We start from the raw sequence: 19,454 nt of genomic DNA, 5'->3' as shown, positions 1-19,454 counted from the left end.
TTGAATTGCGGGTTATTCGCTTTTCGTGGCCGTGTAGTAGCTGGCGTAGGCGACGCCGTTGTAGACTTCGCCCTTGAGCTTCGGAGACTGCACGTAGATGCGTTGGACGATCTGCGTGCGTGGGATGAAGTAACCCTGCTCGAGGATGTATTTCTGCAACTCGTCGAGCAGCGGTTTGCGGCTTTCGATGGAACCGGCGCCGGCGATCTTGTCGCGGAGTTCGTTGAGCGTCTTGTCGCTCTCGTCGAGGGCGAACCAGTTCTCACCATTGTTGGCGTTCGTCAGGATGCTGGCGACGGTGCCCGCGTCGATAAAGCTGCGCGTCACCTCGTAGGCCGGCACAGCCGGACCGCCATATTTGACCTTTTGGCCGAAGGTGACGACATCGTAGGCGCGGATTGCGACTTTCCAGCCGATCTTTCCGAGTTGCTGGGCGATGAGCTCGTCGACCGATTTCGAGGTTGCGAGGTAGGGGTTGGAATGCAGCGTCAGCACCAGCGGCTGGCCGTTCTTGGTGCGGATGCCGTCCGCGCCTTTAGTCCAGCCCGCCTCGTCTAACAGCTTCTCGGCCTTTTCGGGATTATACGCCAGCAGATCGCTTTGGTCGGTCGCACCCGGCACGTTGCTCTGAATGAACGAGGTCGCGAGCTTCCAGTCTGGCGTATAGACGGTGTCGATGATCTCCTGGCGATTGATACCTGCCTGCAGGGCTTGGCGGACTTTTACGTCATCATATGGCGCAAGCTTGGTGTTGATTGCCCAGCCGTTCACGAAGCCGAGATAGCGTGGTGTCGCGATGGTGAAGCCCTCTGCCTTGAGAGACTCCAACTCCTGCGGCGAAGCGTTATAGGCGACATCGGCTTGCTCCGACTGAACAGCGGCAACGCGTAGCGAGGGCTCGGACACCAGCTTGTAGGTTATCGAGTCAAGAAAAGCCGGGCCAGTATGGCCGACGGCAGGAGGACCCCAGTTGTAATCCTTGCGCTTGACCAGCTTGACGAAGTCGCCCTCCTTCCAGGAATCGACCACGTAGGGGCCGCTGCCGGAAGTCTTGCTGAGGTCAGCCTGCTGGGCGGCGGGCTGTGCGAGGGTCTTCGGGGAGACGAGGATCGAGCCGTGATAGCCGAGGGTCGGGATGAAGCCGAGCGTCGGCGCCTTGAAGAAGACCTTCACCGTGGTCGCGTCAATTGCCTCGGCATGGTCGTAGGTCTTTGGGAAGAGACCAATCGGATTGATGCCCTCGCTCTTGCGGCCGGCGTACCAGATGTCGAGATTGGCGACGACGGCCGATGCATCGAGCGGGGTGCCGTCGGAGAAAGTCACGCCGCTCTTCAGGTGCAGGGTAAACTCGGTGGCCGTGTCGTTCTGCTCCCAACGTTCGGCGATCCAGGGGCTGACCTTGCCGTCTGCATCGACGTAAAGGAGCTTGTCAGTCACATGGCCCCAGATGTGGCCCTGGAAGCTGGAAATGGCGCTGTTGTTCGGGATCCAGGTATCGCCCAGCGAGTCGATAAGGAAGGTGATGTCACCGCCATTATGTGGGCTATCGGCACTCAGAGCCGGATTGAATTCCGCCGTTCCCACCAGGGCGGCGATTGCCAGCGCAGAGGTGGCGATCAGCAGACGACGCCGGGGAAGGGAGAACGGGGAAAAGCGTTCGATCATAATGCGGTCCTGTATTGTTTGCCGAGGAGATCACGACGCTTAGCCTAAGCAGGGCAACAGGAGGGAGAAAGACCAGTTGTTCTTTTTCTACTAAATTTATGGATTATTTTGTTCGGTTTCCGGGTGTGTGAGGATCAGCTTTTCCGGGCTCGGCGCATCCCTCGCCATGGTTGGTGAAGCCGATCTACCGGTTGCAGCCTTCGTGCCGGACCTCTCAGCCTCGTCCAAGAATGTCATCCCCTCGAATATCCGCACCGGAGGCGGTTCGCCGGCGAACCGCTCCGCCTCCACCCTGGTGAGCTGTCCGGTCGAGCCTTGGGCCAATTGTGAGGTTCCGACGTCGCGAGTGAGGATATTCGGGTTGCCGTGGACGCACATCGACTTCTCGGCGGCCGGGTCGTCCGGCTCGAACCATGCACCCGTCGCAAGCTGCATCACGCCCCTTCGCGCCTCCTCGCTGATCACCGCTGCCGCAAGACAGCTGCCGCGCGCGTTGAACAGCCTGACGATGTCGCCATCCGAAATACCGCGCTCGGCCGCGTCGGCTGGGTTGATGCGAACCGGTTCCCGGCCCTTGATCTTGGTGGAACGGCTGAAATCGCCATAGTCCAATTGACTGTGCAGCCGCTGATGCGGCTGGTTGCAGACCAGATGGAGCGGGTATCGGCTCTCGTCGGCCCCAGCCTTCGCGCCGGGAGGATACCATCGCGGATGGCCGCGGCAATCGTCGTAACCGAAGCTTTCGATCGTCTGCGAAAAGATCTCGATCTTTCCGGATGGCGTCTTGAGGGGAAATGCCGCCGGATCCTGCCTGAAGGCGCGCGCCGGACCGCCGTCGTCGGTCTTGAGCGGAAGGCTCAGCTCGCCCCGATCCCAGAACGTCTCGAAGTCCGGAGCATCATGTCCACCGGCTATGAGTGCTGCGCGCGTAGTCTCGAACAAGGCGGACAGCCATTCCCTGCTGGTCCGGTTTTCCGTGAACTCCTCGAACTTCCCGAAACGGCGCGCGATCTCGGAAAAGATCTCATAATCGTCCCTTGCTTCGCCGACCGGCTCGATCAGCTTCTTCATGGCGACCATCAGCGGATCGCGGTCCGCCGCACCGATGTCGTCACGCTCGAGTGTGGTCGTCGCCGGCAGCACGATGTCCGCGTGACGCGCGGAGGACGTCCAGGCCGTCTCATGGACGATGATGGTCTCCGGTCTCTTGAACGCCGCCCGCAGTCTGTTCAGATCCTGGTGGTGATGGAACGGGTTGCCTCCCGCCCAATAGACGAGACGGATGTCGGGATAACGCATCGCCTGGCCGTTATAGTGGAATGCGTCGCCCGGATTGAGGAGCATATCGGCGATACGCGCGACGGGAATGAAATCCGCCACAGGATTTTTGAACTGGCTAAGCGTCGGCAATGGAACGCCAAGCTGGCCCTTGCCGATATTTCCCAAGGCGCCGAGGGAATACGCATAGCCGCCGCCATCCCGTCCGATCTGCCCGAGCATTGCGGCCAGCACGACGCCCATCCAGACGGGCTGCTCGCCATGGTCAGCTCGCTGGAGGGAATGGCTGACGGTAATCAACGTTCTGGCGCTTGCCATGGTCCGCGCTAGATCAATGATCAGGTCGGCGCCGATTCCGCAAATGTCGGAAGCCCACTCCGGGCTTTTTTCGACACCGTCGGTCCGACCGAGTAGGTAGTCCTCGAAACGCTCGTAGCCAATCGTATAGTTATCGAGAAATCCGCGGTCGTGCAGTCCTGCACTGACGAGCGCATGCGCAAGGCCGAGCATCAGCGCGACATCCGTGCCCGGTATGATCGACAGCCATTCCGCATTCAACTCAGCGGGGAAATCGTCTTTCAGCGGGCTGACGAGGATGAAGCGGGCGCCGCGGGCGCTTGCGCCGTTCAGCTTTTGGCGCACGATATGCGCGCTGATGCCTCCACCATGGACATCCGCATTCTTGGTCGCCATTCCACCGAAGGCGACCACCAGTTCGCTGCTCCGCTCGATGGCATCCCAGGTGACACTCTTGCGGTCGAAATGATCGTATGGCCCCAATACATGCGGGAGGATGACCATTGCCGCACCGGAGCTATAGGTGTTGACGGAACTGACGTAACCACCCAGCACATTGAGAAACCGGTGGATCTGGCTTTGGGCATGGTGGAAGCGTCCGGCACTCGACCAACCGTAGGATCCCCCGAACACGGCTTCCGGGCCAAAGTTTCCGTAAACGCGCTGCAGCTCTTTTGCGACAAGGTCCGCTGCGCGCGGCCAGCTGACCTCGACATAGTCGTCCGCTCCGCGATTCTGCGCGTGACCCGGCGTGCCTTCGAGCCAGCCGCGTCTGATCGCCGGCCGCCTGATACGCATAGGACTATGGGCGATCGCCGGAATGTTGCCCAGCAATGGCGACGGATGCGGATCGCCCGGATGAGGCCGGACCTCAAGACTTCCGTTTTCGTATCGGCCTGAAAACGCGCCCCAATGGCAACTGTGGGTCTTGAAGCTATTCATCTGACGGTATCCTCGGCAATCAAGCCGTTTTCAGAGTACAGCGCCGCGCGTCTTTTAAGACGCCCCAAGGACGCTGTAACACTTTGAAATCCTGCATAATTTCATCCTTAAATCGATTCCGATTTAAGGATGAAATTATGCAGTAGCCGGCGAAACATCGTCTGGAAGGACTTTGCCGGGATTCATGATGCCTTTCGGATCGATGGCGTTTTTGATGACCGCCATCAGATCCACGGCATCTCCGTGTTCCTGACGCAAATATTTGATCTTGCCCGTGCCCACCCCATGTTCGCCCGTCGATGTGCCATCGACCGAAATCGCATATTCCACCATCTTCTTGTTGATGGCGGCGACCTCATCGAGTTCTGCCTGGTTCGTCGGATCGACAGCGAAGACAACATGATAGTTGCCGTCGCCGACATGGCCGAGAATGGCGGCCGGCACGCTGCAGCTCCGCAGCAGTTCGCGTGTATCGAGAATGCAGGCGCTGAGCTGCGATACTGGCACGCAGACGTCGGAAGACCAGCCTTTGGCATTTGAACGCTGGGACACGACGGCATAAAACGCATTGTGACGCGCCTTCCAGAGGCGGTTGCGTTCTTCCGGCGTAGTAGCCCACTTGAAGTCCTTGCCACCGTTGTCCCCGACGATGCCGGCGACCATCTCTATCTGTTCCTGCACGCTGGCCGTAGAGCCGTGAAACTCGAAGGCCAATGTGTCCTCGATCTTCAAGGACAGGTTCGAATAAGCATTGACGGCTGCAATCAGACCGCGGTCCATCAACTCCATCCGCGCGACCGGAATGCCGAGCTGCACGACCGCGATGGCCGCAGCAACCGCCTGTTCGACGTTCTCGAACGAGCAGAGTGCGGCGGAGGTCGTTTCCGGAATGCCATAAAGCCGCAGCGTCACCTCGGTGATGATGCCGAGGGTCCCTTCGGAGCCCACGAAGAGCCGCGTCAGATCGTATCCGGCCGACGATTTTCGTGCCCGCCCACCGGTTCGGATGATCTGACCGCTCGGAAGAACGACGGTTAGAGACAAGACGTTTTCGCGCATGGTTCCGTAGCGCACGGCATTCGTGCCCGACGCGCGGGTCGATGCCATGCCGCCGATCGAGGCATTGGCGCCCGGATCGATAGGGAAGAACAGGCCCATGTCACGCAGGTGAGTGTTCAACTGCTCGCGTGTCACACCGGCCTCAACCGTGCAATCCAAATCCTCGGCGCTGATGCGGACGATCTGCGACATGCGGGAGAGATCGATGGAAACACCACCCCGTACCGCGGTCAGATGGCCCTCGAGGGAGGTACCGGCGCCGAATGCGATGACCGGCACGCCTTCGGCCGCGCAGAGCCGCACAGTTTCCGCTACGTCCTCCGTGTTTTCTGCAAAGACGACCGCATCCGGAATCGCGGCGATGTGGTGAGATTCACCGCGGCCATGCTGCTCCCGCAACGGCTGCGATGTGGAGAAGCGATCACCGAAACGGTCGTGTAGCACTTCGATAAGAGCAGAGGAGAACGCACTCATTTGTCGGCTCCGCGCGACATCGGTATCGTGAAAGAGCCGTCAAGAATCACGCGGCCAGGATGATCGAGATCCACCCCCAACCATTCGGTGAAGACCAGGGAACCCGACGAGCAATGAGACATGAGAAACCCCGGAATTGCGATCTGAGGTTTGCGGCCCGGCTGCGTTCGCGCGGGCGCGCACCCCGACTTTACGACAGGATCAGGCGACCAGTTTTGTGCCCTTGAGATGACGTTCGAGGAATGGCAGGCTGTCTTGGCCCCAGTAAAGCTCGTCCTCATAACGGAATGTCGGCAGCCCAAACACACCGGCGTCCTTGGCGATCTCGTAATTGGCCTTCCATATCGACAACACGGCATCGCTCTGGGCACGCTCATCCAACGCTGTACCATCGAAGCCCGCGGCATCCGCGATCGCGCGACGGACCTCTGCGTCACCGATATTTTCTCCGCGCAACCAGAAGGCCTCCTGCAGCGCTTTCGTCAGCTTGAGCCAGTCTTCGCCCGCATCGATGGCGGCAAGGATCATGAAGCCGGCGGGCGTTGGATCCGACAAGGCTGCACGGTTTTCGAAGTTCAGCGTTTTGCCCCGGACGGCTGCCCAACGTTTGAGATCCTTCGTCCAGTACGCTCGACGGGCCTCCGGCCGGTTACGAGAATAGATGGCGCCGTTATCCTCAATCAGGGGGATGACATAGGGGCGGATCGTCGCGTTTTGTTCGGAAGCGAGCGCCGCGAATGGGTCCAGACCGATGAAGGCCCATGGCGAGCCAATGCCGAAGAAATAGTCGATGATCTTTGTCATATTCTGGTGCTCTCAAGATGTCCGGTCGTGTGGGATCGCGGCGTCGAATACAGAAAGTGCGCAGTCTCTTGCGACGAGAACCGCTGTTGGATCACGTCCGACTGCCACCGTCGCAAGCGCGCCTTCATAAAGAAGCGATAGATGAGCAGCAGTCTGGTCAGGCCCCAATTCGGCTTTGGAGATAATGGCGCGGAAGATGTCGCTCACGGCCTTCTTGTGCGTTCGGGCGACGGACACGACACGTTCTGAGTCGCCATGCTCGGCCACCGCAAGAGCAAATGCGCAGCCCCGGAACTCCGGGCTGTCGGCCTTTTCATACAGGCGCTCGAAAATAACTCTGACTTGGTCTCTCGGAGCACCCGTCGCGTCCAAGGCCTCCCGCAAGGAACGAACAACACGTTCGTGGCGATCCTGGAGATAGGCTGCAACAAGATGATCCTTGGACGGGAAGTGTCGATATAGCGTTGCCTTTGCAACTTTCGCTTCTTCGATAATGCGATCTATCCCAACAGCCCGAATACCTTCGCTGTAAAATAGCCCGCCGGCTGCGGCGAGGATCTGATCTGATATGGGTTCTCTCATTGGATCGCTTCAGGTTGGTGGTTGCATCGTTGAACAATTGGAAGGCGACACATCAGGTCGTTGCGGCGAGACCGGTGTTGCTCGCCTGATAGGGCCTGCCGACAAGTGATTGAATCGTGTCAAGCGCCAGTGCTTTCGTGAAGCCGCCTTGATGCTCCAATCTGCCAGCAAGATTCTGGACAACCTCATTGTAGGGTGTCGGAATATTGTGCAAACGACCAAGCAGGACGATTTCGCCGTTGAGAAAATCGACTTCACTCGAAGCGCCTCTGGTGAAACTCTGCCAAGTCGATTGTTGACCGGGATGGATGCCGCTGTCCTGAGCGATGCGCCACCCTGACAGATCTATGGTCCGCTCAGACGGGGAGGCGAGGTTGTAACCGGCAGCCTCAAGAGCTTGGCGAGCTTCATTGACCAGCGCGTCGGCGATCGAGACGCGGACATCCTCGGCGCCAACGAACAATTCCAAGACGTTTCGGACGTTGTGAAGAAGTTTGGCTGATTTCCAACGGCGGATATCATTGCTGGTTTCCGCCAGATAATTGGCGCGGTTGAGGTCCGCCGCAATCTGCTCGGCTGTTTCATCAGAACCCGACGGGAAACGCCCTATGGTGACGACGCCGACCTGCGGATCACCCGCCACTGCAACGGAGCCCGTTTCGGTAAACCGTGCCGGCGTCAGAATACTCGCACCGTAAACCCTGGCGAAAGTTCTGAGCGCAATCGCTTCTGTCGCCAAGCCATTTTGAAAGGTGACGACGGGGAGACTGGCAGCCGTTGCGCCCCCTGAATCCGATACAGGACGCCATGACCAGGAGGCCAGGGAGCTCGCCGCGTCCTGAGTTTTGACCGTCAACAACAGGATATCATCGAGGGTCAGTTCGGGCGGGTCGCTGAGGTCGAAAGCGTTAAGCCCGATCTGTCGCTTGCCGGAGGGACGCTGGTAGCTCAGGCCATATCTCTTTATATGGCCGATCTGTGCGCCGCGTCCGACGAGCGCATATGGGATGCCGGAAAGTTCGAACTGCGCAGCGAGGCTCGCACCAACCGCGCCTGCCCCCACGATAACGTATCGTGTCATCTCTCTTCTCAAATCTGATTTATGACCAATGCGGGCTGACGTGTGGAGGTCGACAAACCCACGTTGGAAGCATAGGCACGCAAATGGATTGAAGAAAGACAGGTCGTTCTCTTTCTACTGATTTCGTAGAAAATAGTTTGGAATTTGGGCGTTTTACGGCCACCTTCATCTCCGCCGACGGTGGAATAAGAAGCACCATGCGCTGCCCTCGGTTCGATCCTCATCAAGACCGCCACCCGCATCGGCACCTCACAAAGTCTATATCAGGACGGGCATGCGACCAGGGAACCAGCCCCGCGTTTCGGGACCACATGATCGCAGCCAGGTCGAAGCCATGCCCACGGTCCGTACACCCTTCCAGCCGGTCTCGTCACCGTCATCGAGAGAGTCACGCGTTAGCACCCACCGGCTGGAATGCTTTCCGAACGCGTATCGCTGCAGCCGATCCGACAGACCACTCGCGGCGAGACTTCCGGCCCGCGCCAGACGCTCGGTTGATCGGAGGACCGGCGGGGCGCGCGTTTCGATCGGGCGCTAGACGAGCGAGTCCACGACGCCGCCATCGACTCTCAGCGCCGCACCGGTTGTCGCGGACGCCTGCGGGGACGCGACGTAGACCACCATGTTCGCAACCTCCTCGACGGTTGCCGGCCGCTCGATGATGGAGGTCGGACGATGCGTCTTGACGAAGTCGATGCCGGCTTGCTCGAAGGACCGCTCGGCGGTGACATGCCCCTTGAGCATCTCGGCGGCGCCTTCGGACATGGTCGGGCCCGGTAGCACCGAGTTCACCGTCACTCCCGTGCCAGCCATGCGCTTGGCAAGACCGCGCGCAACCGCAACGTCGGCGGTCTTGCTGACGCCGTAGTGGATCATCTCAGTGGGAATATTGAAGGCGGATTCCGAACCGAGGAAGATGAAGCGCCCCCACGACTTGGCAGCCATTTTCGGAAGGTAGGCGCGAGCCAGCCGCACGCCTACCATGACGTTGACCTGCCAGTGGCGGTCCCAGATCACATCGTCGGTCTCGAAGAAATCCAGCGGCTGAAAAATGCCGAGGTTGCTGACGACGATGTCCAGCGCAGGTTCGGCCCGAATCATGGCGTCACAGCCCTCAGCGCTGGCGAGGTCGAGCGCATGACCGCGCGCACGGCTACCGAGGCGCGCCACCGCTGCATCGACCTTCGGCTGGGTGCGGCCGTTGATAATGACTGCTGCGCCCGCCTCATGGAGCCCACGGGCAATGGCAAATCCGATGCCTTCGGTGGACCCTGTGACGAGGGCGACTTTACCTGAAAGGTCGATGTTCAACTTGCTTCTCCTGGAAAGATTGGCCGGGCGGCGCGTTCATCGCGCCGCCACCAGCGTCTTGGACGGAGCCGGTACTTCCGTTGATTTCCGTTGGGCAACGCACCGGAGCGGCTTACGCCGCCGCGTCCAGAGTATTGAAGGCGGCCCGGTGCGACGCGACGAAGTCCTGAACGGTCATCGGCGGCACGCCCGTCACTTCGGCGATGATCTTGTCGGCGCCCGAGAAGATGCCGTTCTGGTAATCGAGGGCGATCGCGCAGAAATGCTGGATCAGAAACTCGGGCAAGCCGAACTTTTCGAGGCGCACGCGATAGGCGGGGATGGTCAGCGGCCGGTAGCTGATCTTGCGGCCGAGCACCTCGCCGATCGCCGCGGCGATGCCCGGCTGGTCGAGCTCGGTCGGCCCATGGAGCGTGTAGGTTCTGCCGATATGGGCGGCCGGCTCTACCAGGAGCGCGGCGATCAGCCGGGCCTGATCCTCAGCAGCGATCGGAGCATGACGGCCGGCGCCATAGGGCAGATCGATGATGCTCTGTTCGACGATGGTCTTGCGTGCAAACGGGTAGAGCAGCCATTGCGAGAAGAAGGTCGGGCGCAGATGCACGGTCGGAACGCCCGACCAGTCAAAGATCCGCTCGGCGATCCAGTGATCGCGCGCCGCATGGCTCTTTGAGTCTTCGCGCGCGGAGATCTGCGACATGTTGATCACGGCCTTGAGGCCGGCGCGCCTGGCCGCATCGGCGAAATATGCCGTCGTCTGAATGATGCCGGGACGGACGGGGTAGCAGAAATAGGCGGCGGCGGTGCCGGCTGCGGCGCGGATAACGTCGTCATGCTCGAAGAGGTCGCCGACCACGACCTCCGCGCCGTCACCGCGAAGCGCCTCGGCCCGCTGGTCCTCCTTGTGGACCATAGCCCTGACGGCATGACCATTTTCGAGCAGACGTTGGACGGTGTAGCGGCCGGTCTCACCGGTCGCGCCGGTAACGAGGAACGTGTCAGTCATTTCTATCTCCTTGTGTGTGGCTGCGTCATCATGTGTGTAATTACACACTTTTGGGTAAAAAAAGGGAACTACCCGCCGAGGTTGAACTCCAGGATTTCATCGCGCATGCGCACGGCGCGGTCCTGTCCGACCTCCCGTTCAAATGCGGCTTGGGCCTCTTTCCAAAGGGGCACGGCCTCCGCCACCTTGTCCAGGCCGGAGCGGGAGAGCCCGACATCGAAGGAGCGGCTGCTATCCGCTCTACCGGCCACAACCCACCCGGCCGCCTGAAGCGGCTTCAGCGCGCGGACCAGCGTCGTGCGTTCCATGCTCAGCATCTGCGCCAATTTGGTGATCTTGAGAGTCTCGTAGGCTTCCAGCAGCGACAGGATCGAGAACTGCGAGACGGACAGACCGGCGGGCGCCAGATGATTGTCGTAAAGACGGCTCAGATGCCGCGCGTTTTGGCGGGCAGCGAGGGCGTAACAGAGATGGGGACCAGTTGGCGTCGGCATGGCGTACACTTAACTGTGTAATTGCACAGCGTCAAGCGCGAACCTCTCCGCTCGATTGACAGGGTCACAGACCCGCAACGTCCCGAACCTCTGAACCGATCCTCGCACGCTGAGGGCTCTCAAAGACCGGGGGGCAGGGCTACACCCCGCCCCCCGGCCTTTTGAACATGGTAGCGTCAGCCGCGAAGGAACGCCAGCAGGTCGGCGTTTAAGCGGTCCTTATCGACGTGCAGCAATCCATGGGAGCCGCCGTCGTAGACGATAAGCTTGGCATGCGGAACGAGCCCGGCGGTCAACTTCGCAGATATCTCCAGCGGCACGATCTGATCGTCGCTGCCGTGGACCACCAGGGCGGGAACCGTGATCTTCTTGAGGTCGTCGCGGAAATCGGTTTCCGAGAAGGCGCCAAGCGCATGATAGGCGGCAAGAAACCCGGTTGCCTGTCCCTGACGCCAGTAACTCTCCCGCAGGCCTTCCGACACATGCGCGCCCGGACGATTGAAGCTGTAGTACGGCGTGGTCACGTCGAGATTCCACTGCGACCGGTTTGCCTGCACGGCGGCGCGAAATGTATCGAACAGCTCCTTGGGAGCGCCGTTTGGATTGGTCGCGGTCTTGAGCAGGAAGGGTGTCACCGAGGAAACGAAAGCGACCCTGGCGACGCGGCTCTGGCCATGGCGGGCGATATAGCGTGCGACCTCGCCACCGCCCATCGAATGACCGACGAGGGTCGCCTCGCGCAGATCGAGCGCCTCGACCAGTTGTGCCAGATCATCGGCGAAGGTCTCGTAGTCGTAGCCGCCGGACGGCTGGCTCGACCGCCCAAAACCCCGACGGTCGTGGGCGATGACGCGGTAGCCGTTCTGCAGCAGGAAGAACATCTGGTCTTCCCAGGCGTCGGACGAGAGCGGATAGCCATGGCTGAACACCACGGCCGGCCCGGTGCCCCAGTCCTTGAAATAGAGGCTGGTGCCGTCTTTCGTGACGAGGCGGTCGCCTGTGGCCTTGCCGGCGCGGACAGGCGCGGGGGTGTTTGCATCGGCGGGGGTTGCGCCGGCACCAGCCGCTGCAAGTCCGACCCCGGCGATGGCGGCGCCTTTCAGCAGGTTTCGGCGGGAAGCGCTATCGGGTGTTGAGATTGTAGACATGAGGAAACTCCGTGAGAATGATGCCACATGGAGAGCGGCGTGATTGGCGAATGTGGTTGGGTGCATCGGTGCGGTGTTCTAACCGCTTTCGTGTGGAGGATTAGAAGCCGAGCCTGCGCAGATCCTCGGTGACGAACATCTGGCCGCTGCGATTCTTGACGCTCGGGAGCTCAGAGACCTTCGCGCGCCAGGACTTCAGCGCGGAATGATCGTCAGGGATGGAAATGCCGGCGGCGTCCGCGAACATCAGCCCGGCAAACACCGTGATGTCGGCCATCGAGAATGCATCGCCGGCGACGAACGAACGATCCTGCAGCACCGTGTCGAAATACTTCATGCCGGCTAGCGCCTTATCGCGCTGGCGGTTGCCCCAGTCCTGACGGCCAGCCCATTCCGGGCTCTTGAACACTTGCAGCTCGGCGCCGAGGCCGGGCGTCGCGTGATGGAAGTAGTTGCCGATCGCATCGAGCAGCTCGGTCTCGGCCCGCTTGTGCATCATGTGGATGACAGCCTTTTCCTTCGGCGTCTTGCCGGTGAGCCGCGGATCGCCGTCGAGATTGTCGAGATATTCGGTGATGGCGGTCGCCTCACTGATGTAGGTTCCGTCCTCAAGCTGGAGCACCGGCAGCACGCCCGAAGGGTTCTTTTCGAGGAAGGCGGGTTGCTTATGTTCGGCGCCGATGAGGTCGACGGAGACGAACTCGACCTGCGGTTCGAGCCCTTTTTCGGCAAGCACGATGCGGATGCGGGCCGGATTGGGAAAGCCGGGGCGATCGAAGATTTTCATGAGAGACTTCCTTATCTGTCTATCGATAGATAGATTACAGTTCAGAGATACCTCTTCCCTTTTCGACCGTCAACAACTATCTATCGAGTGATAGGTATGGATCGATGATGGCAAAAACCAAAACGGATATGCGCGAGGCGGTCATGACCGCCGCAAAAGCGACGGTGCAGTCGCGTGGCTACAACGCGCTGAGCTTTCGTGAACTCGCGAAAGAGGTCGGGATCAAAAGCGCCAGCGTGCATTATCATTTCCCAACCAAGGGCGATCTCGGCGCCGCGTTGGCGCGTCGCTATACCGAGGAGGGCGCAGCCTACCTGGCGGAACTGCTGGCCACTTCCAACGATGCGAGTTGGTGTATGGACAGATACGCGGCGATCTTTCGCGCCGCCCTGGCCAACGATAATCGCATGTGCCTGTGCGGCATCATGAGCGCGGAACTCGACGACCTGCCTGCGGAGGTCAGAACCGAGGTCGATAGATTCGCGGAGATGAACGTCGGATGGCTCACCCAGATCCTCTCACGCGCAAGGCCCTCGACGGGTGAGCAAGATCTGCAGGAGTGCGCGATGGCGATCTTTGCTGCTATCGAAGGCGCGCAGCTGGTCGCGCGCGGTTGCCGGGACATCGGCATCTATGACCGGACGATTCGGGCCTATCGGACCACGGGTCTCATCCCGTAATTGGCCGGCGGCTCTAATGTGAGGGCAATGGTTTTTGCGCAAGTCCGCCGGCCGACCTATCCGGCGAGGCACTTCAGCGGCATCTGCGGTCGAAATACCCATCCTACTCAGTCAGTTGATACTGCTGACCGCGGGCCGTGGTTCAAAATATACAGATCGTCAGTTCGATCCCCATACAGACCTCCTCTCGGTCCGCAGTTGCTCTCTCGCACATAGAACCGCCTCCGCTGGCAACCCGCTGAGAACGTTACGAGGCCTCGATCCTACGTGCAACCTGTTCGGGAGTATCGCAGATGCGGATTTTATCGATTAAAAGGTGACTAAAATAATCATCTTATGTTGACAAGGCCAATTTCGCTCCATAGGTTCCGCCCGCATCCGTGACGTAGGGACCAAGCAATGGCGCGTGTTTTTTTGAATGTTTCTAATAATGTATCGCGAATTTATAGAGATAGCCTGTTTCTCACGACAGCGATCGTCCTGATCGGCATTGCAGCATCGCCGGCCTCAGCCCAGAGCGCGTCCACAGATGCCGGCGCGACGGCGCTGGAACCGATCGTCATTCAAGGCGCATCCTCTGATAGCAAGACTGACCGGACGTCCGTTGCTGCCAAGAACAGTTCGGCTGCAACCAAGATCAACACGCCGCTCGTCGAGACGCCGCGTTCGATCTCGGTGACGACGGAGAAGGAAATCGAGCAGCGCGGCGCGCAGACGGTCATCGAGGCTGTGCGCTATTCGGCCGGCGTGACGACAGGAACGAGCGGCTTCGATCCGCGTTTCGACCAGGTCTACATTCGCGGCTACAACGCCACGACGGTCGGTGACTATCGCGACGGATTGCGCCAGCCCTATATCAATTACGGCATGTTCCGCACCGAACCCTATCAGTTGCAGCGGGTCGAAGTGATAAAGGGACCGGTTTCCGTTCTTTACGGTTCTGGTTCGCCGGGCGGCCTCGTTAACAAGATATCGAAGCTTCCGACCGAGGAGCCGATCCGCGAAGTCGGCATTAGCTACGGCACCGAGGATCGGGTGCAGGGGATGTTCGATTTCGGCGGACCGATCAGCGAAGACAACGAGGATTTTCTCTATCGCATCGTCGGCGTCGCCCGCCGCGGCGACACCAACTTCGATATTGCCGACGACCGCTATTTGCTAGCGCCGTCGTTTACCTGGAAGCCTGACGAGGGCACATCCTTCACGGTTTACGGCTTGGCGCAGGCAGATGAGACCGACTCCAATGTCGGCGCCATCACGACCTTGGATGGCAGGATCCTCGATATCAGGGCGAGCGATCCCGACTATGATTACCAGAAGGTCAAGCAGCAGCAGGTCGGCTATCAGTTCGAGCATGAATTCGACAACGGCCTGACCTTCCGGCAGAACCTGCGCTATTCGCACCTCGATCTGGAGGCTCGCTACCTCGGCGTTACCAGCTGGACCGGGACAGTCGCGCATCGTGGCACGAATGCGATCCGGGACGACATGAACGTTTTCCAGGTCGATAATCAACTGGAGGCGAAATTCGACACAGGCCCGCTTGCGCATACGATGCTGTTCGGGCTCGACTACACGAATCTCCAGTCGAGCTTTGGCTATGGCGCCGGAGCTGCCGATCCGGCATTCGACTTCGATATCACCAATCCGACCTATGGAGTCTCAGGCGCTACGCCGGATTATAATGTCTTGGCTTCCGATGCCGACATGCGGCAGGTCGGCATCTACGCCATGGACCAAATCGAGGTCGGAAATTGGCGCTTCAACCTCGGCGGCCGGCAGACCTGGGTGAACCAGACGCGAGATGCGACCTTGCCCTTGGTCAGCTCGGAGGAGGTCGACAAGAATGCCTTCTCCGTACAGGCAGGCGCGCTTTACCTCTTCGACAACGGCATCGCGCCATTCGTTTCCTACGCGACCTCCTTCGATCCGGTCACCAACCGATCGGCTACCAACACAATTCTTCCGCCGACGAAGGGCGAGCAATACGAAGTCGGCGTGAAGTACCAGCCTCCCGGCTCGGATATCCTGCTGTCGGCCGTCGCCTATCACATCGTCGAGCAGAATAAACCGAGGCTCGCCGACCCGTTGACATTTGCCTACGATTCTCAGGGAGAGGTGACCGGAAAGGGTATCGAGCTTGAAGCCCGCGCGGCGATCGCCGACGGTCTCGATATTATTGCGGCCTATACCTACAACGACTCCGAAGTGACCGGCGGCAACAACGTCGGAAATACTCCGGCCATCACCCCGACCCATATTGCGAGCCTATGGGCGAACTACACTTTCCAGGAAAGCAATCCCTTCAACGGTCTGTCGGTCGGCGCGGGCGTGCGCTACATCGGTGAGACCTGGACGGATGTGGCCAACACCTCGAAGAATCCTGCGACTTTCTATGTCGATGCATCCGCCTCCTATGATTTCGGCGCGGTCGACAAGAAATACGAGGGCCTGACGGCAGCCTTTGCCATCCGCAACATCGCCGATGAGCGCGAAACAGTTTGCGAAGAGGGCTTTTGCTATCTCGGCCAGGGCCGCAACATGACCGGCACCCTGAAATACCGGTGGTAAGCTCGGCAATGGAGACAAATGGGGCGTTCCAGCGCTCGACCTTGATCGCTGACCATCCTGTCGCCCACCAGGCCGTCGACCTCGACGGCTTGGTGGGCGACAGCCCGTTCTCCTATTGCCGCGGCAAGCTGCTCAGCGCTCTCCCGCAGACGGGCATCGTCGTTTCCTGCAGGGATCTTTGCGACCGAGCGATCTTCGACGAGATCATTGGCCGATATGCGCAAAAATTTCCGGGGAGCGACCGTCGCGCGATCGTCTCGATGTGGACGCTCTACTATTTTAGCATGCTGACGATTGCCCCCAGCGTCCATATGTTCGTGCACCGGATCGGGCTGTCGTTGGAGATCGACCGGCTTTCGCTCGTCTGCAATGAGCATACGGGCGAGCCGGAAGCATTCGTGTTGTCCGGCAGGCCGGGGGTGACGACTGACCCGGCCGGCGAGCTTCACCGGCTGATGCTCGGTCACGCCGAGCCCGTCATCGCGGCGATCGCCGCCAACGCCGGCGTCGCACCGAAGCTTCTCTGGAACAATGTTGCGGCCTATCTCTCCTGGATTCTGAAAGAGATCGCTCATCGCCATGAGCCTGTCCTCGTCGAAGGCGGCCTGGCGCTGCTGGAAGAAGCTCAATGGCCGGGCGGCGGGCGCAACCCGATGTTCGGCATGATCCGCATTGCGCGCCAGCAATGCGGGCTCGAATTCGTGCGCCGGAAAGTCTGCTGCCTGCGCTATAACCTGCCGGGCGTCGGTGGCTGCGGCGAAGCCTGCCCGCTGCCGGAGGGGCGCCACTAGCTCCTATCGTCCGCCGCGCGCAGAGACGGGTACCCTGCGCACCAGTTATTGCCAATGCGCGCCAAGCAGAAAGGGCCCTCGTCTCAAAGCGTAGTCTCATCTGCCTGGACGCCGGCGAGTGGCTTGACCATAAACAGGCATGGGTGGTCCTCGTGCCAGAGCTTTGCAAAGACCTCCGCCCGCACAAATCCGGCCCGGTCATAGAAGCGCCGCGTCGCCTCGAACTGGGGTTCGTCGAGGCCGCGCGGGGCGAGCGTCTTGACCGTCAGCAGCCGCGCACCCGATTCATGGCCGAAACGTTCGGCCGCATCGATGAGATGGCGTCCGGCGCCGCGACCGTGATGTTCGGGTCGTGTCGCGATCAGCGCGATCTCGACGGCGCCGGGCGGGTGCGGCTTCAAGGCCATCAACGCGGTTACGACATCCGCTTCGACATAGCCGAACACCGGCAGGTCTTCGATCGCCTGGGCACTCGCTTCGATAACCTCAGGTTCTGAAAACCAGTCCGGCAAAGCCCCCATGATCGATCGGCAGAGCTCTGCCTTGCCGGTCAGGATCTCAATTGTTTTTCCCATTTTTTCTCGCCTCCGCTCGGTCGATTTAAACTTGACTCCTGTTATCATCTTAAAATAGACACTGCAATCAAATCGTGTACTTCAGCTCAAAAAGGAGCCCGAGACCGAACCGGCCAGCAACGACAGAGCCTGATTTTCCATTTGTAAAAGGGTACAGGACAATGCAAGCATTGCATCGTGATGTGAACGGAAATGCCGTCGTCAACGCCATGATCGAAAACAAGGACAAGCTCCTTAAAACGATTGAAAGCGTTGTCAAATCAAAGTCATATTCCGAGGATATCTTTCAAGATGGAGTCATTAAAGCCTATGGGGTCAAAACCGACGACATTCGCTGCCCGATCGGCTACGCCTTCCGGATGGTCTACAATCTCGCACTCGATGAGAGCCGCCGGCGACGCCAGAAGATGAACAACCATAGGTCGATAGACCAGATTCAGGAGATCACGGCGCCTGTCCCCACGGTGCTCGACCAGCTCGTCGCTGCCGAGACCCTGCGCAATGTGCTTGCCTCGCTCGAGGCGCTGCCGAAGCGAACCAACGATGCCTTCATTCGCCATCGCCTCAACGGCGTGCCGCAGAAGGATATTGCAGCCGAACTCGGCGTCTCAAGGACCCTCGTCAACTTCATGATCAAGGCGGCAGAGGAACATTGCCATCTGGCGATCGCCGAACCTGCCTTCCGCCCCGGTCATGCACACCGACAGGAGGCTAGCGTTTCGCCGCGTGCAGCGCCTGCTGCAAATCGCTCCACAGCAGTTCCGGCTCTTCCAGGCCAACAGCGAAACGAACCGTCTGCTCGCTCACGCCGAACCGGATGAAGGAGGTCATCCGGTCGGGGATCTGCAGCGCGACCTTGGCGGGAACCACCAGCGTTTCTGGTCCCCCCCAGCTGACACCGAGGCGGATGTCGCGAAGGCTGTTTACGAAGCGTGCGACATCGATATCGGGATTGAGGTCGAAGGCAAACAGCCCGGCATAACCCGTCAGCGTTGCCCGTCCGGGATGGGCCTGGAATGCCGGGTGACGAACGCGTGCGATCGCAGAATGCTCCTTCAGCCGCCCGGCCAGCAAAAGCCCGCTGCGCTCATGCTCTTTGAGACGGACACGCAGCGTGCGCATGCCACGCAGCAGCAGCCAGGCCTCGAACGGCGAGAGTTTGGCACCGACATAGGGGTAAGACGTTGAATTGATCCTGGCGATGGCCTCTTTCGAGCCGACGACGACGCCGGCAACCGTATCGCTGTGACCGCCGAGATATTTCGAGGCGGCGTGAATGACGATATCGACGCCATGCTGGATCGGTTTTTGAAAGAGCGGCGTTGCCCAGGAATTGTCGATGATGGTGGTAACGCCGGCCTCCTTTGCCATGGCCGACAGCGCCGCAATGTCCTGAAGCTCGAAGACGAAGGATGTGGGGTTTTCAAGGTAGAGCAGCTTGGCGCCCGACAGCGCCTTGCGGACCTCGTCGTGGTCGGCGGGATCGACGAAATCCACCGCGACGCCGAGCCTGGCAAGCAGTTTCACCAGAAGACGGTAGACATCGTTGTAGAGATGGCGGACCGCAACGACCCGGTCTCCCGCCTCAACGAGGCTCAGAATTGTCGATGTAATGGCGGCCGTTCCGCTGGAGAAAGCACGTCCGTCCTCTGCGCCCTCGAGGCGGGCAACCAGGAGTTCGAATTCGCGGACCGTCGGATTGTCGCCGCGCGAATAAATGTAGTTGCGGGTGCGGCCGGCGAAAACATCCTCCATCGCCTCGTAACTGTCGTAAGTGAAGAGCGACGTTTGGAAGATCGGCGGAGACACAGCGTTGAATGCCGCCGGATCGACAGGCGTAAAGAGATCGTCAGCGACCGCATGGGCGCCAAGGTCGTGCGGGTTGATCGACTGGTTCATGGTCATCCTC

At 60.1% G+C, this 19,454-nt stretch carries 17 protein-coding genes; 4 read left to right on the top strand and 13 right to left on the bottom strand.

Annotated elements, in window-relative coordinates; translation table 11 throughout:
- Positions 1-12 precede the first annotated feature (12 nt).
- The 11 genes from OIU37_RS20600 to OIU37_RS20550 all read right to left on the bottom strand — a co-directional run bounded on the left by OIU37_RS20600 (position 13) and on the right by OIU37_RS20550 (position 12,928).
- A complete protein-coding gene (locus OIU37_RS20600) occupies positions 13-1,665 on the bottom strand; it encodes an ABC transporter substrate-binding protein (RefSeq protein ID WP_180695850.1) in 1,653 nt (550 codons plus the stop codon).
- A gap of 96 nt (positions 1,666-1,761) precedes the next feature.
- Positions 1,762-4,182, bottom strand: coding sequence for a molybdopterin guanine dinucleotide-containing S/N-oxide reductase (locus OIU37_RS20595; RefSeq protein ID WP_180695851.1), 2,421 nt, complete (start codon positions 4,180-4,182; stop codon positions 1,762-1,764).
- A 135-nt stretch (positions 4,183-4,317) separates the two neighbouring features.
- Positions 4,318-5,715 carry an FAD-binding oxidoreductase gene (locus OIU37_RS20590; protein ID WP_180695852.1) on the bottom strand — a complete coding sequence of 466 codons (1,398 nt, stop codon included), beginning with the start codon at positions 5,713-5,715 and terminating at the stop codon, positions 4,318-4,320.
- Between the two features lie 201 nt (positions 5,716-5,916).
- Positions 5,917-6,519 carry a 2-hydroxychromene-2-carboxylate isomerase gene (locus OIU37_RS20585; RefSeq protein WP_180695853.1) on the bottom strand — a complete coding sequence of 201 codons (603 nt, stop codon included), beginning with the start codon at positions 6,517-6,519 and terminating at the stop codon, positions 5,917-5,919.
- 12 nt (positions 6,520-6,531) lie between these two features.
- Complete coding sequence (locus tag OIU37_RS20580; protein ID WP_130742289.1) at positions 6,532-7,101, bottom strand: TetR/AcrR family transcriptional regulator; 570 nt, start codon at positions 7,099-7,101, stop codon at positions 6,532-6,534.
- A gap of 52 nt (positions 7,102-7,153) precedes the next feature.
- Entirely contained in the window at positions 7,154-8,182 is a 1,029-nt protein-coding gene (locus tag OIU37_RS20575) for a ketopantoate reductase family protein (protein ID WP_180696158.1), read from the bottom strand.
- 534 nt (positions 8,183-8,716) lie between these two features.
- A complete protein-coding gene (locus OIU37_RS20570) occupies positions 8,717-9,493 on the bottom strand; it encodes an SDR family NAD(P)-dependent oxidoreductase (protein ID WP_180695854.1) in 777 nt (258 codons plus the stop codon).
- Positions 9,494-9,605: 112 nt separating this feature from the next.
- On the bottom strand, positions 9,606-10,499 hold the full coding sequence (locus OIU37_RS20565; protein WP_180695855.1) for an NAD(P)H-binding protein: 894 nt from the start codon (positions 10,497-10,499) through the stop codon (positions 9,606-9,608).
- Positions 10,500-10,567: 68 nt separating this feature from the next.
- Positions 10,568-10,993 (bottom strand): MarR family winged helix-turn-helix transcriptional regulator, encoded by a 426-nt coding sequence (locus OIU37_RS20560; protein ID WP_180695856.1) that lies wholly within the window; start codon positions 10,991-10,993, stop codon positions 10,568-10,570.
- A 176-nt stretch (positions 10,994-11,169) separates the two neighbouring features.
- The gene (locus tag OIU37_RS20555) at positions 11,170-12,141 is read right to left on the bottom strand and encodes an alpha/beta fold hydrolase (RefSeq protein ID WP_180695857.1); all 972 of its coding nucleotides are present in this window, start codon (positions 12,139-12,141) and stop codon (positions 11,170-11,172) included.
- Between the two features lie 100 nt (positions 12,142-12,241).
- Positions 12,242-12,928, bottom strand: coding sequence for a glutathione S-transferase family protein (locus OIU37_RS20550; RefSeq protein WP_180695858.1), 687 nt, complete (start codon positions 12,926-12,928; stop codon positions 12,242-12,244).
- Positions 12,929-13,032: 104 nt separating this feature from the next.
- Between OIU37_RS20550 and OIU37_RS20545 the strand changes: the two genes are divergently transcribed.
- The 3 genes from OIU37_RS20545 to fhuF all read left to right on the top strand — a co-directional run bounded on the left by OIU37_RS20545 (position 13,033) and on the right by fhuF (position 16,970).
- On the top strand, positions 13,033-13,608 hold the full coding sequence (locus tag OIU37_RS20545) for a TetR/AcrR family transcriptional regulator (RefSeq protein WP_180695859.1): 576 nt from the start codon (positions 13,033-13,035) through the stop codon (positions 13,606-13,608).
- Positions 13,609-14,007: 399 nt separating this feature from the next.
- On the top strand, positions 14,008-16,179 hold the full coding sequence (locus OIU37_RS20540; RefSeq protein WP_180695860.1) for a TonB-dependent siderophore receptor: 2,172 nt from the start codon (positions 14,008-14,010) through the stop codon (positions 16,177-16,179).
- An 8-nt stretch (positions 16,180-16,187) separates the two neighbouring features.
- The gene (gene fhuF, locus OIU37_RS20535; protein ID WP_171603250.1) at positions 16,188-16,970 is read left to right on the top strand and encodes a siderophore-iron reductase FhuF; all 783 of its coding nucleotides are present in this window, start codon (positions 16,188-16,190) and stop codon (positions 16,968-16,970) included.
- Positions 16,971-17,053: 83 nt separating this feature from the next.
- Here the strand turns inward: fhuF and OIU37_RS20530 are convergent, their stop codons facing one another.
- A complete protein-coding gene (locus tag OIU37_RS20530) occupies positions 17,054-17,545 on the bottom strand; it encodes a GNAT family N-acetyltransferase (RefSeq protein ID WP_180695861.1) in 492 nt (163 codons plus the stop codon).
- Between the two features lie 161 nt (positions 17,546-17,706).
- Between OIU37_RS20530 and OIU37_RS20525 the strand changes: the two genes are divergently transcribed.
- On the top strand, positions 17,707-18,366 hold the full coding sequence (locus OIU37_RS20525; RefSeq protein ID WP_180696159.1) for a sigma-70 family RNA polymerase sigma factor: 660 nt from the start codon (positions 17,707-17,709) through the stop codon (positions 18,364-18,366).
- On the opposite strand, the gene OIU37_RS20520 is transcribed toward OIU37_RS20525, so the two are convergent.
- The gene (locus tag OIU37_RS20520) at positions 18,257-19,444 is read right to left on the bottom strand and encodes a PLP-dependent transferase (protein ID WP_180695862.1); all 1,188 of its coding nucleotides are present in this window, start codon (positions 19,442-19,444) and stop codon (positions 18,257-18,259) included. The two genes, OIU37_RS20525 and OIU37_RS20520, sit on opposite strands and share 110 nt — an antisense overlap.
- Positions 19,445-19,454 lie beyond the last annotated feature (10 nt).

This window comes from Rhizobium sp. BT-226 (assembly GCF_025847085.2).
GTDB lineage: Bacteria > Pseudomonadota > Alphaproteobacteria > Rhizobiales > Rhizobiaceae > Rhizobium > Rhizobium sophorae.
The sequence above is the reverse complement of the archived record's forward strand: the minus strand, read 5'-3'. Positions and strand labels throughout refer to the sequence as shown.